This is a genomic window from Chamaesiphon sp. OTE_75_metabat_556 (genome assembly GCF_031378165.1).
Lineage (GTDB): Bacteria > Cyanobacteriota > Cyanobacteriia > Cyanobacteriales > Chamaesiphonaceae > Chamaesiphon.
Map to the genome: position 1 here is coordinate 1 of NZ_JANNDR010000507.1, position 14,073 is coordinate 14,073.

Consider the following 14,073-nt stretch of genomic DNA (forward strand, 5'->3'; position numbering starts at 1 on the left):
TGAGATCGCCACCCTGACTGGCAAGCAAGGCGAACTCAATAATCAATGGCAAGGCGAAAAACAACTCCTGGATGGGATTAAAAGCCTCAAAGAACAAGAAGACCAAATTCGCGTCCAAATCGAGCAAGCCGAACGTGCCTACGACCTAAATACCGCCGCCCAACTCAAATACGGCAACCTCGAAAAACTCCAACAAGAACGAGAAGTCAAAGAATCCGAACTCGCCACCGTCCAAGTCCAAGGCTCGACCCTCCTGCGAGAACAAGTCTCAGACAATGACATCGCTGAAATCGTCGCCAAGTGGACGGGCATCCCCGTCAACCGCTTACTGGCCTCCGAACGCCAAAAGCTCCTTCAACTCGAATCCCACCTCCATAACCGCGTAATCGGCCAGCATGAAGCTGTCAGTGCCGTCTCCGCCGCAATTCGCCGCGCCCGTGCGGGGATGCAAGATCCCCACCGCCCGATCGGATCTTTCCTATTTATGGGGCCGACTGGTGTTGGTAAAACCGAACTCGCCCGTGCCCTGGCTGAATTTCTCTTCGATAGCGAAGAGGCGATGGTGCGCTTGGATATGTCTGAATATATGGAGAAACACGCAGTTTCCCGCCTGATCGGTGCCCCTCCGGGCTATGTCGGACATGAAGACGGCGGCCAACTCACTGAAGCCGTGCGCCGTCACCCTTATTGTGTTGTGTTATTCGACGAAATCGAAAAAGCGCATCCCGACGTCTTCAATATCCTGCTGCAAGTCCTCGATGATGGGCGGATTACGGACTCCAAGGGCAAAACTGTCAATTTCTGCAATACGGTGATTGTGATGACGAGTAATATCGCTAGCGAGCAGATTATCACGACATTACTTAACCCCAATCGCGACAATACCCAAACTAACGATCTGCGCGAACAGGTGACTAATACGCTTCGCACCCATTTCCGGCCAGAATTTATCCAGCGGATTGACGAACTAACGATCTTTGAACCGCTCAAGAAGACGGAACTCCGCCAAATTGTGACGATTCAAATCCACCGAATCGAGAAGATGCTGGCAAATCAAAAGATCGAGATCCAACTCTCAACTGCCGCCCAAGATTATCTAGCTGATGTCGGCTACGATCCGATCTATGGTGCCAGACCGCTCAAACGCGCCATCCAACGCGAATTACAAAACCCGATCGCGACCAAGATTCTGGAAACTACCTTCGGGGCAGGCGATACCATTTTTGTCGATTGTATCGTGGGCGGCTCCGCACCAGTAGAGACTCGATCGCTCACCTTCGATACCAAGCCAGCCAAAGCCAAAAAACCAACTCCGGCAGTCATTCCTGAAGTGGTTTTACCCGCTGTTACAGTCGAGAGTTAACAGACTATATTCCTAACTGTCTATTTAGTCGCGCTTTGCTCGATTAATTTGTTGGCAACCGCACACCATTCTTGACGTAAAGCTCGATCGATTGTTGTATCAGCTAAAGGCTTATTCAGTGATTTTATGTGTGGGTGAATACAGTCAACCTGTAGGGGCGGTGCATCGTGCTCACCCTGCACCAATTTAGAGCGTGCCAATGGTCGCGCGTTCGCCTCTATCATCCAACCATTGTTGTAAAATCACCGCCGCCGCAATCCGATCGATCGTCGCTTTGTTTTGAGAAACCGAAATATTAGCCGCCTTCATCATTTCTTCGGCAGCATAAGAAGTCAATCGTTCGTCTATATACTCGATCGGTAATGCGATAACAGCGGCGACGCGACGGGCAAATTTTTGCACTTGTTTGGCTTGAGAACCTAAAGTACCATCCATCGTGTAGGGCAAACCCAGCACTAAAATCTCTACTTGGCGATCGCGAATAATCTCATTTAATTGGGCGATATCTTCCTGAAACGAACTGCGCCAAATCGTGGTAATCCCAGTCGCAATCAATCCCAACCCGTCGCATCCAGCCACCCCAATCCGCTTACCACCAACATCCAAACCTAATGCTGCAACTCTCATGATGATATTTATTTCTCGATCGATAATGCTAAATATCCTGATGGTTTAAGATCGCAAAAAAATAGAGGCATTATACATAATGTCTCTATTGTACTGATTATTGAATTTGACGATCAAATGATTAACTTATCCGATTAGGCGACGAATTCTTGCGGAAATTCATCTTCGACTCTGTCAGTCGTGCTCAACAGATGAGCTTGCGGCAAAGTTAATTCAGTCGTTGGCGTTAACAAATTCAGGAATCGGTTCGCCACCTCATCTTGCCGTCCCAAAAAGAACTGCTCCCAATTGGCTTGGGTGGGGGCGACGTGACTGTGAACTTTACAGGCTGGGGATTTGGCATTATTCCCAGCTAGTTCGCGTTTGACGTCAAACTGGAAGACACACAGGCTATTGAATCTGGCATCTTTAGCGCGGGCGGGAATCGAATTCGCGATCGCATGACACTTGGTGACTTCATTGACTAGTTGCTGCCAATGAAAGCTAAAGCTCGCCTGATTTGCACCTTTAGCCACATAAGCCAAGCCAATTTCGTGCAATGGTTGATTGTGTTCGTCGAGTAGCAATACTTCATAGCACTGAGCAGTGCCATATTTTTCGCGATTGCTATAGAGTTGTTTGCTATGCTGCCCGGCCACTACCAATCGGCCTTCGCTCCGAGAAAGCTGTCTGTCAAAGGCAAATAATGGCGAACGCGGTACTACCAGCATCCGAGGTGATTGAATCAAAAGCCCTCGTTCCTTGCCACCGCTATTGTATTCATACACAATAGTAGAACTCTCATCGATCGATTTCCAGCCGGCTTTGGCCATTTCCGTTTCAGTGATGAAGTAGCCACATTCACTGGCTCCATTTTCACCGCGTAGTGCCTGGATACGGGGCAAACGGGCATTTTGATTGACATATTCGGGAGCGGCAAATCTGTCGCGGACTTCGGCCGCACTCGGTACGACTTGTGTTTCCTGAAGATCGAGATCGACGGTTGTACCAACACCGATTTCTGCTGGTGTAACTCCATTCGTGCCAGTATGGGGGCTATGTGTGTAGTCAGCGTTATTGTCTTTAGTTGCTCTGGTTTTGGAGTAAGTCATAGATCTGCTCGCTCGGTAATATTGAAGTTCTGTGGTGGGGGTCGTGCGCTCAACCCTTGCTAGTACAAGTATATCATATTTTATTAAAATAGTACATAAGCCCTAAGATAAAGATCGATATCTCTCGGACGAGATTGGCCAAAGGGCAGCATGGCAAGTCTTGGTAATGTATCGATCGATTAGTTAAGTCCGCTTGTCGCCTGAGTTAAATCGGTATCGATCGCGAGGAGAACGAGCTAGAGCAATATTTAAATCGATACCTTGTTATTTTCCAGGCTGTTGTGCTATGCTTATATGTCTGACAATATGTCAAATTTTAAACGCGAGTTTTCCCAGGGCTAACTGTGGCAAATATTAAGTCTGCAATCAAACGTGTCGAAATCGCCGAGCGGAATCGGCTTCGGAATAAATCTCATAAGTCTGCCGTGCGGACGCTGATGAAGAAGTACTTCACAGCCGTCGAGAAGCATACTGCCGGACCGACAGCCGAATCCTCGGCTGAGGTTCAAAAGTGTATGTCTGAGGCTTATCAAAAGATCGATAAAGCCGTCCAAAAAGGCGTATTGCACCGTAACAATGGTGCTAACAAGAAAGCTCGTCTGGCTAAAGTACTCAAAACTGCTTAAGCTGTCCGATTCTCGACTGGAGAATGGCTCGTGCGGTTTCTGCAATTTTGTTAAAGAAAGCGATCGAGTGTACAGTATCGACTTGATCGACATACTAAATCTTATAGTCTGTCTTTCAGGATCGGCTATGTATTAGTGAATGTCGTCTGAGTCGGGGTTGAAAGTACGCCATCGAACCCAAGTTAACCCGTGCTAAATGCAGCTAATTGATACTCACGTTCACATCAACTTTGATGCCTTCGAGGCGGATCTAGAGGCGGTACGCGATCGCTGGCGGGCAAATGGGGTCGTACAGCTAGTACATTCTTGTGTGACGCCAGCAGAGTTCTCCAAAACTCAGAAATTAGCTGATCGGTTTCCTGAGTTATTTTTTGCCGTTGGCTTGCATCCTTTGGATGCTAATTTGTGGCAGCCAGATTCAGGAACGCTCATTAGCGATTTAGCTAGGAGCGATCGACGGGTGGTAGCGATCGGCGAAATGGGATTAGACTTTTTCAAAGCTGATAACCACCAGTGGCAGATCGAGGTCTTTCGCTCGCAACTACAGATCGCCAAAGCTTTAGACTTGCCAGTGATCATTCACTGTCGCGATGCTGCCATTGCGATGCGCCAAGTTTGTCAAGAATTTTGGGCAGAATTCGGGCAAGTCCGAGGTGTGATGCATTGCTGGACTGGAACTCCAACTGAAACTCAATGGTTTCTAGGCTTGGGGTTCTATATTAGCTTTAGTGGGGTAGTTACCTTCAAAAATGCCGCGCAGATTCAAGCTTCGGCGCAGCTCGTGCCGAAGCAGAGATTGCTAATCGAGACTGACTGTCCGTTTCTCGCACCCGTACCCCATCGGGGTCAGCGCAACGAACCAGCTTTTGTCGCTCAGGTTGCTAGCTACTTAGCTTCACTGCGGGGCGAAAGCTTGGAAGTGTTGGCGGAATGCACTACCGCTAACGCCAGACAGCTATTTAGATTGCCAGTATTAGCACCGACTAATTAAGGATCTCGTCGATCGTCAATATATTATATTTAAACTGTTCGCACGATTTACGCTACATTCAAAAACTCCATATACTTGCACCACGAAGATGATTTTCACCCCAGACGCCCAGGTTGACGCTTTTCAAAATGCACCGGCTGCTTGTCTGGTGCGAACCAAGAGTTACCGATCATGGGGGAGAATTTGGCCGCTTAATTTATTCGACTATTTTACCATGTAGTTTCATCACTGGCGACCCAGACTGAAGATATTCAAGATGTCGCAGCTAGCATAAACCTAGTCTCGATCGTCTAATTTATCGCCCCGAAGAATCGATCCGTTGTTTAGAACGTGCTTAGAGAGGAATACTATGACTAGTCAGATTACTACTACAGCATCCACTTACATGCTGCCGGATTTAGTAGAGATTCAGCGTTCTAGCTTCCGCTGGTTTTTGGAAGAAGGCTTGATCGAAGAATTAGATAGCTTTTCACCGATTACGGACTATACTGGCAAACTAGAATTAAGATTCCTCGCCAAGAATTACAAGCTCAAACGGCCTAAATATGACGTCGATGAAGCCAAGCGGCGCGATGCTAGTTACGCAGTACAGATGTATGTGCCGACACAATTAATTAATAAAGAAGATAAAGGCAAAATTATCGAGCAAGACGTCTTCATTGGTGACTTACCCTTGATGACCGATCGTGGTACGTTTATCATTAACGGTGCCGAGCGAGTAATTGTCAATCAGATCGTCCGATCGCCTGGAGTTTATTATAAATCTGAGTTAGACAAAAACGGGCGCAGAACCTATAGTGCGTCATTGATTCCCAATCGCGGGGCGTGGTTGAAGTTTGAGACGGATAAAAATGATATCGTCTGGGTCCGAATCGATAAGACCCGCAAGCTGTCCGCGCAGGTATTATTAAAAGCACTGGGCTTGACCGATAACGAGATTTTTGACTCCTTACGTCACCCTGAGTTTTACCAAAAGACGATCGACAAAGAAGGCAACCTCAGCGAAGAAGAAGCCTTGATGGAGCTGTATAAAAAGCTACGTCCTGGCGAACCGCCGACAGTTAGTGGCGGCCAGCAATTGCTAGATTCGCGCTTTTTCGACCCCAAACGATACGATTTGGGTAAAGTCGGTCGGTACAAATTGAATCGTAAATTGCGGTTGACAACTCCCGATGCCATTCGAGTACTCACCCCGCAGGATATCTTGTGTGCGATCGATTATCTGATCAACCTGGAATTTGATATCGGCAGTACCGATGATATCGACCACTTAGGCAATCGCCGCGTCAGATCCGTCGGTGAGTTGCTCCAGAACCAAATTCGGGTCGGTTTGAATCGGCTAGAGCGGATCATTCGCGAACGGATGACGGTTTCGGAGACTAGTAGCTTGACACCAGCTAGTTTGGTCAATCCCAAACCATTGGTCGCCGCAGTCAAGGAATTTTTTGGTTCCTCGCAACTGTCGCAGTTTATGGATCAAACTAATCCGCTCGCGGAATTGACCCACAAACGCCGACTCTCGGCTTTAGGCCCTGGTGGTTTAACCAGAGAACGGGCGGGTTTTGCCGTCCGCGATATTCACACCTCCCACTATGGGCGGATTTGCCCGATCGAAACTCCTGAAGGTCCTAACGCTGGACTGATTGGCTCCCTAGCTACTCACGCGCGGGTAAATCAATATGGGTTTATCGAAACGCCATTTCTCCCGGTCGAAAATGGGCGGGTCAAACGCGAGTTAGAAGCGGAATATATGACCGCCGATCAAGAGGACGATCTGCGGGTCGCACCTGGCGATATCACTACCGACGAGCATGGTTATATCTTAGGTTCGACGATTCCCGTCCGCTATCGGCACGAATTTACCACAACCACACCGGATCAGGTGGATTATGTGGCAATTTCGCCCGTCCAGATTATTTCGGTCGCGACATCATTAATTCCGTTCCTCGAACATGATGACGCCAACCGCGCCCTGATGGGTTCTAACATGCAACGGCAGGCGGTACCCTTGTTGCGGCCAGAGCGTCCACTCGTCGGCACGGGCTTAGAAGTCCAAGCAGCGCGAGATTCAGGGATGGTCGTCGTCTCTAAAATCGACGGTGTCGTTAGCTTTATTGAAGCCGAATCGATCGATGTTAAAGGCGATAACGGTCGCACCCAGAAATATCTGCTTCAGAAATATCACCGTTCTAACCAGGATACTTGCCTCAACCAACGTCCATTAGTTAAAATTGGCGATCGTGTGGTGGCCGGTCAAGTCCTGGCAGATGGTTCGGCAACTGAGGGCGGGGAACTGGCTTTGGGTCAAAACATTCTGGTTGCTTATATGCCGTGGGAAGGCTACAACTATGAGGATGCGATCCTCATTAGTGAGAAATTAGTTTCTCAGGATTACTACACCAGCATCCACATTGAGAAGTTTGAAATCGAAGCGCGGCAGACTAAACTCGGCCCTGAAGAAATTACCCGTGAGATTCCCAACGTCAGTGAAGAATCATTACGAAATCTTGACGAAACAGGAATTATCCGCAAGGGTGCCTGGGTCACTTCTGGCGATATCCTCGTCGGTAAAGTTACGCCCAAAGGTGAATCAGATCAACCCCCAGAAGAAAAACTCCTACGGGCGATCTTTGGTGAAAAAGCGCGCGATGTGCGCGATAACTCCCTGCGGGTACCCAATGGTGAAAAAGGTCGCGTCGTCGATGTGCGGGTCTTTACCCGCGAACAGGGTGATGAATTGCCACCTGGAGCCAATATGGTCGTGCGGATTTACGTCGCTCAGAAGCGGAAAATCCAAGTCGGCGATAAAATGGCCGGTCGCCACGGGAATAAAGGGATCGTTTCCAAAATTATGCCTGTGGAAGACATGCCCTACTTACCAGATGGTACCCCCGTCGATATCGTCCTCAACCCCTTGGGCGTACCGTCACGGATGAATGTCGGTCAGGTCTTTGAATGTCTGCTCGGTTGGGCGGGACACAACCTGGGGATGCGCTTCAAGGTGACACCATTCGATGAAATGTATGCCCCCGAAGCCTCTCGGACGACAGTGCATGGCAAGTTAAAAGCAGCGGCTAAAGCGCAAAGCAAACCGTGGATTTTTGATCAGCACGAACCGGGTAAAACTACCGTCTATGACGGCCGGACTGGTGAAGCATTCGATCGACCCGTCACCGTCGGGAAAGCGTACATGCTCAAGCTCGTCCACTTAGTCGATGATAAGATCCACGCGCGTTCCACTGGTCCTTACTCCCTCGTTACCCAACAGCCCCTTGGTGGTAAAGCCCAACAAGGCGGTCAGCGGTTCGGAGAAATGGAAGTCTGGGCACTGGAAGCCTTTGGTGCAGCATACACCCTCCAAGAGCTACTCACAGTCAAATCCGACGATATGCAAGGCCGGAACGATGCCCTCAACGCGATCGTCAAAGGTAAATCGATTCCTAGCCCTGGTACGCCCGAATCCTTCAAGGTACTGATGCGCGAGCTGCAATCCCTCGGATTAGATATCGCCGTCCACAAAGTCGAACAGACACCAGATGGCGACAGCCGCGACGTCGAAGTCGATCTGATGGCCGACGTAAATACCCGCCGCGCACCTTCTCGCCCCACTTATGAATCGTTTGCGCGTGGCGACGATAGCGAAGAAGTGTAGGAAGTGGATAGTGAATAGTGAATAGTGAATAGAGCTACGCGCAAGCGCGTTTCGATCTATTTTTATAAAAGCTAATAACTAAATCCGATTACTATCCACTATCCACTATCCACTATCCACTATCCCCACTAGTCCCTATCCCTAACCCCTAACCCCTAACTATGCGTCAAAAGCTAGAAACCAAGTTTGATTACGTTAAGATTGGGATTGCTTCACCCGATCGGATTCGAGAGTGGGGTTCGCGGAACTTACCCAATGGCCAGTTAGTTGGGGAAGTTACCAAGCCCGAAACCATCAACTATCGGACATTGAAGCCGGAGATGGATGGCTTGTTCTGCGAACGGATTTTTGGCCCTGCGAAGGATTGGGAGTGCCATTGCGGTAAATACAAGCGGGTGCGCCATCGCGGGATTGTCTGCGAACGATGTGGTGTCGAAGTCACTGAATCGCGCGTCCGCCGACACCGGATGGGCTTTATCAAACTAGCGGCACCAGTGGCTCACGTTTGGTACCTCAAAGGGATTCCCAGTTATCTGAGCATCTTGCTCGACATGCCCTTGCGCGATGTCGAACAAATCGTCTATTTCAACTCCTATGTCGTGTTATCGGCTGGTAATGACGATACCCTCGGCTACAAACAACTGCTGACTGAAGAACAGTGGTTGGAAATCGAGGAGCGAATTTATAGTGAAGATTCACTGCTCGAAGGCGTCGAAGTCGGAATTGGTGCTGAAGCCGTCCAGCGGCTCCTAGAAGACCTGCAATTAGAAGAAGAGGCTGAAAAGCTTCGCGAACAAATTAGCGAGTCTAAGGGTCAAAAACGCGCCAAGTTAATCAAACGCCTGCGGGTAATCGATAATTTCATCGCCACTGGCAGCCGTCCCGAATGGATGATCCTCAGCTATGTACCTGTAATTCCGCCTGACTTGCGCCCGATGGTGCAACTCGATGGCGGTCGATTTGCGACTTCGGACTTGAACGATCTGTATCGCCGCGTGATCAACCGGAATAACCGTCTGGCTAGATTGCAAGAAATTCTGGCTCCAGAAATCATCGTCCGCAACGAAAAACGGATGTTGCAAGAGGCCGTTGATGCCCTCATCGATAACGGTAGACGCGGACGGACTGTAGTTGGAGCCAATAACCGCGCCCTTAAGTCTCTCTCGGATATCATCGAAGGTAAGCAGGGTCGCTTCCGCCAAAACTTGCTCGGTAAACGGGTTGATTATTCTGGTCGTTCCGTCATCGTCGTCGGACCAAAACTGAAGATCCACCAGTGTGGATTGCCACGAGAAATGGCGATCGAGTTATTTCAGCCGTTTGTGATCCATCGGTTGATCAAAAATAACCTCGTTAATAATATCAAAGCCGCCAAGAAACTGATCCAGCGTGGCGACCCAACCGTATGGGATGTCCTTGAAGAAGTCATCGCCGGACACCCAGTGATGCTCAATCGGGCACCAACCCTGCACCGGTTGGGGATTCAAGCTTTTGAACCGATTATCGTTGAAGGTCGGGCGATCCAACTCCATCCCCTGGTCTGTCCGGCTTTTAACGCCGACTTCGATGGCGACCAAATGGCCGTCCACGTACCGCTATCCTTGGAATCCCAGGCTGAAGCCAGATTGCTGATGTTGGCGAGTAATAACATTCTCTCACCAGCTACGGGTTCGCCGATCGTCGCTCCATCCCAGGATATGGTTTTGGGTTGTTATTATCTCACTGCTCGGAATCCAGCTCTAGCCGACCTCCGAGATCGCTATTTCTCGAATCTCGAAGATGTCGTGCGCGCCTACGATCGCCGCGAACTGGATATTCATAACTTTGTCTGGGTCAGATATGACGGGTTGATGGAATCCGAGGATGACGAAAAAGAGCCATTAGAGACGATCGACAATGGCGACGGTACGACCACTAGGCTCTATAAATACCGCCGCATTCGCGAAACCAGCACTGGTGAATTGCTCTCTCAATATATCTTCACCACCCCAGGCCGGATTATTTATAACAAGACCATTCAGGAAGTCCTCTCGGTTTAGTGAATAGTGAATAGTGAATAGTGGATAGCGAAAGATCGCTGATACTAATCCACCACTATCCACTAACCACTAAGCACCAACCACTATCCACTAACCACTATTCACTATCCACCAGATCATGAGCGAAAAAGAGAGAAAGCCGATCGTTTTTAACAACCGGATGGTTGATAAAGGTCAGTTGAAAAAGCTGATCGTTTGGTCGTTTCGGCATTATGGTACCGCCCGCACCGCCCAGATGGCCGATAAACTTAAAGAATTAGGTTTCCGGTTTGCGACTAGAGCAGGGGTATCGATCAGTATCGACGATCTGAAGATTCCGCCGATCAAGCGGGAAATGCTCGAAGCAGCAGAAAACACGATCGATGAAACCGAAGCCAAATATACTCGTGGTGAGATTACCGAAGTCGAACGGTTCCAGAAAGTAATCGATACTTGGAACACCACGTCTGAAAGTCTTAAAGATGAGGTCGTAATTAACTTTAGAGAAAACTATCCGCTCAACTCCGTCTACATGATGGCGTTTTCTGGAGCGCGGGGGAATTTATCCCAAGTCCGGCAGCTAGTTGGGATGCGCGGCTTGATGGCCAATCCCCAGGGGGAAATCATCGATTTACCGATTAAGACCAACTTTAAAGAAGGCTTAACCGTGACTGAGTACATTATTTCTTCCTATGGAGCACGGAAGGGACTTGTCGATACCGCCCTACGGACGGCTGATTCTGGGTACCTGACCCGCCGTCTGGTCGATGTATCTCAAGATGTGATCGTCCGCGAACACGACTGCGGCACGACTCGTGGTTTGGTTGTCGAAGCGATGAAAGATGGAGATCGCGTCCTGATTTCCCTGGCCAGCCGGATGCACGGACGCGTACTTGCCGCTGATGTATTCCATCCCGAAACCAAAGAATTAATCGGCGCGCGCAACCAACAACTGGACGAGGATCTGATTAAAGCCATTACCAAAGCCGAAGTCAAATCTGTATTTGCGCGATCGGCACTGACCTGCGAAGCCGCTCGATCGGTCTGTCAGCTTTGTTATGGTTGGAGTCTGGCTCACGGCCATCTCGTCGATCTCGGTGAAGCTGTCGGGATTATTGCGGCGCAATCGATCGGCGAACCTGGTACCCAGCTCACAATGCGGACATTCCACACGGGTGGGGTATTTACTGGCGAAGTCGAGCAACAAATTCGCGCGCCCCACGATGGGACGGTGAAATTCTCCAACCTCCGCGTCCGTGCCGTCCGCACCCGTCACGGGGAAGACCGCGAACAAGTGGAAGTCAATGGCGATCTGATCGTCGAACCGAAAGGCAAAGGCAAGAAAAAAGTTTTCAACCTGACCCCTGGTTCGTTATTGCTGGTGGCCGAAGGTACCGAAGTCAAAACTGGCGACTTAATTGCCGAAATTGCCCTCAGTCGCGGCGGTCGATCAACCGAAAAAGCCACTAAAGACGTCGCTTCAGACTTAGCTGGTGAAGTTTTATTTGCCGATATCGTACCGGAAGAAAAAACCGACCGTCAAGGGAATATGACGCGGATCGCTCAACGGGGCGGTCTGATCTGGGTACTCTCAGGGGAAGTTTATAACTTACCACCTGGTGCCGAACCGATGGTCAAAAACGGTGATAAAATCCCCGAACACGGTGTCTTGGCGGAAACTAAACTGATTTCGGTCAGTGGTGGGGTCGTCCGACTGCGCGGCGAACGGGAAATCGATATCATCACCGCTTCGGTCTCGCTCGATCGCGCCAAAGTCGAAGTCGATACCGAATCGGGACGCGAACAATACGAGATCGTCACCGATGACAACCAACGCTTCCAACTGTTAACCTCGCCCGGTACCAAAGTCCAAAATAGCACCGCCGTTGCCGAACTGATCGACGATCGCTATCGGACACGGACGGGGGGCATTATCAAATTTGCGGGCTTGGATGTCCAGAAAAAAGGGAAAGCCAAACAGGGCTATGAGGTCGTCCAAGGCGGGACGATCCTGTGGATACCAGAGGAGTCCCATGAAGTCAACAAAGACATCTCCCTGCTCAATGTCGAAGACGGTCAATTCGTCGAAGCTGGCACTGAGGTCATTCGCGATATCTTCTGTGGCATCAGCGGGATTGTCGAAGTGGTGCAGAAGAATGACATTCTCCGGGAAATCACCATTAAACCAGGGGAACTCCACCTCCTCGACGACCCCGAAGCCGGACAGTCCGTAACGGGTACGATCTGTGCTCCCGGCCAAAAACCCGTCCCCGAACTCGAAGCCGTCACCGAATTGCGGTATCTAGAGTATGTCGAAACCCCCGAAGGTTCGGCCTTACTGATCCGCCCAGTGATCGAATATCAAGTTCCCGACGAACCCAATCTCCCCTCCCAAGCCTCCGTCAATCAAGCTGGTGCCCAGGGAACGATCGAACTTCGGGCTGTCCAACGTGTCCCTTATAAGGATGGCGAACGGGTCAAATCCGTCGATGGTGTCGAACTGCTCCGCACCCAATTGGTGCTGGAAATGGAGTCTACCAGCACGCCGCAACTCGCCGCCGATATCGAACTAATTAAAGATGAAGCATCGGGCGAACTCCGGCTGCAACTAGTGATCCTCGAATCGCTGACGATCCGTCGCGATACCGCTGGGGATAACTTGGGTGGGAGCACTTATACAGAAGCACTCGTCACCGATGGCGAACATATCGCGCCTGGTGCCGTCGTCGCCCGCACCGAGATTCGGTGTAAGAATCATGGTGAAGTGCGGGGGATTCGCCAAGGGGCTGAATCCGTCCGGCGGGTACTCGTAGTTCGCGATAGCGATCGCACAACCGTCGCAACCAATGGGGTCAAACCAACTGTAACAGTGGGCAAACTGATCGTCTCTGGCAGTCAGATCGCTGAAGGCGTCCCCAGTCCAGAATCGGGTGAAGTCGTCGAAGTCCACGACGATCAAGTCTTACTGCGGATGGCACGTCCGTATCGCGTCTCGCCAGGAGCGATCCTGCACATCGACAATGGCGATCTCGTCCAACGGGGCGATAACTTGGTCTTACTCGTCTACGAGCGATCGAAAACTGGAGACATCATTCAAGGTTTACCTCGGATCGAAGAACTCCTCGAAGCTCGCAAACCCAAAGAACCTTGTATCCTCAACCGTCGCGATGGTACTGCCTCGGTCATCTATAACGAGGATGGCGAACCGACCGAAATTAAAGTGATCGATGCCAGTGGTGCTGTTGAAGAATACTTCCTCGGCCCGGGTCAAAACTTGCTCGTATCGGATGGCAATGTCGTCAAAGCTGGGCACTTACTCACTGACGGACAACTCAACCCTCACGAGATTCTAGAAGTCTACTTCAATCACTTCCGCGAGAATAACGGTGTGTTTGAAGCCGCGCTACTCGCCCTCCAAAAGGCGCAAGCGTTCCTAGTCAATCAAGTCCAATCGGTGTATCAATCCCAAGGGGTCGAGATTGCCGACAAACACATTGAGGTGATCGTCCGCCAGATGACTTCTAAAGTCCGCATCGACGATGGTGGTGACACCACGATGCTGCCAGGCGAACTCCAAGAACTCCGTCAAGTCGAGCAGGTCAATGAGGCGATGTCGATTACGGGTGCGGCTCCAGCGGAATATACCCCAATGCTACTCGGTATCACTAAGGCATCCTTGAATACCGATAGCTTCATCTCTGCTGC

General features: G+C 50.2%; 8 protein-coding genes. 6 read left to right on the forward strand and 2 right to left on the reverse strand.

The window, feature by feature from the left end; translation table 11 throughout:
- Positions 1-1,363: AAA family ATPase (locus RMO27_RS20255; protein ID WP_309735943.1), on the forward strand; the 1,363-nt coding region annotated here is incomplete at its 5' end.
- Positions 1,364-1,549: 186 nt separating this feature from the next.
- Here RMO27_RS20255 and ruvX read toward each other — a convergent pair.
- Both ruvX and RMO27_RS20265 read right to left on the reverse strand, forming a co-directional pair.
- Entirely contained in the window at positions 1,550-1,990 is a 441-nt protein-coding gene (gene ruvX, locus RMO27_RS20260; RefSeq protein WP_396133768.1) for a Holliday junction resolvase RuvX, read from the reverse strand.
- A 134-nt stretch (positions 1,991-2,124) separates the two neighbouring features.
- On the reverse strand, positions 2,125-3,081 hold the full coding sequence (locus tag RMO27_RS20265; protein WP_309735944.1) for a DUF5895 domain-containing protein: 957 nt from the start codon (positions 3,079-3,081) through the stop codon (positions 2,125-2,127).
- 344 nt (positions 3,082-3,425) lie between these two features.
- Here RMO27_RS20265 and rpsT point away from each other — a divergent pair, with 344 nt between their 5' ends.
- From rpsT to RMO27_RS20290, 5 genes are all read left to right on the forward strand, one after another.
- Complete coding sequence (rpsT, locus tag RMO27_RS20270) at positions 3,426-3,707, forward strand: 30S ribosomal protein S20 (protein ID WP_309735946.1); 282 nt, start codon at positions 3,426-3,428, stop codon at positions 3,705-3,707.
- 196 nt (positions 3,708-3,903) lie between these two features.
- Positions 3,904-4,698 (forward strand): TatD family hydrolase, encoded by a 795-nt coding sequence (locus RMO27_RS20275; RefSeq protein WP_309735949.1) that lies wholly within the window; start codon positions 3,904-3,906, stop codon positions 4,696-4,698.
- Positions 4,699-5,047: 349 nt separating this feature from the next.
- Positions 5,048-8,350 carry a DNA-directed RNA polymerase subunit beta gene (gene rpoB, locus RMO27_RS20280; RefSeq protein ID WP_309735950.1) on the forward strand — a complete coding sequence of 1,101 codons (3,303 nt, stop codon included), beginning with the start codon at positions 5,048-5,050 and terminating at the stop codon, positions 8,348-8,350.
- 161 nt (positions 8,351-8,511) lie between these two features.
- Positions 8,512-10,389, forward strand: a complete 1,878-nt coding sequence (locus tag RMO27_RS20285) for a DNA-directed RNA polymerase subunit gamma (protein ID WP_309735953.1) — start codon at positions 8,512-8,514, stop codon at positions 10,387-10,389.
- Between the two features lie 118 nt (positions 10,390-10,507).
- Positions 10,508-14,073, forward strand: a 3,566-nt coding sequence (locus RMO27_RS20290) for a DNA-directed RNA polymerase subunit beta' (RefSeq protein WP_309735954.1), incomplete at its 3' end; no start/stop codon positions are given.

Bases quoted from the DNA above. Each gene is read 5' to 3' on its own strand.
- ruvX (WP_396133768.1), bottom strand. From the start codon at position 1,990: ATGAGAGTTGCAGCATTAGGTTTGGATGTTGGTGGTAAGCGGATTGGG.
- RMO27_RS20265 (WP_309735944.1), bottom strand. From the start codon at position 3,081: ATGACTTACTCCAAAACCAGAGCAACTAAAGACAATAACGCTGACTAC.
- RMO27_RS20275 (WP_309735949.1), top strand. From the start codon at position 3,904: ATGCAGCTAATTGATACTCACGTTCACATCAACTTTGATGCCTTCGAG.
- rpoB (WP_309735950.1), top strand. From the start codon at position 5,048: ATGACTAGTCAGATTACTACTACAGCATCCACTTACATGCTGCCGGAT.
- RMO27_RS20285 (WP_309735953.1), top strand. From the start codon at position 8,512: ATGCGTCAAAAGCTAGAAACCAAGTTTGATTACGTTAAGATTGGGATT.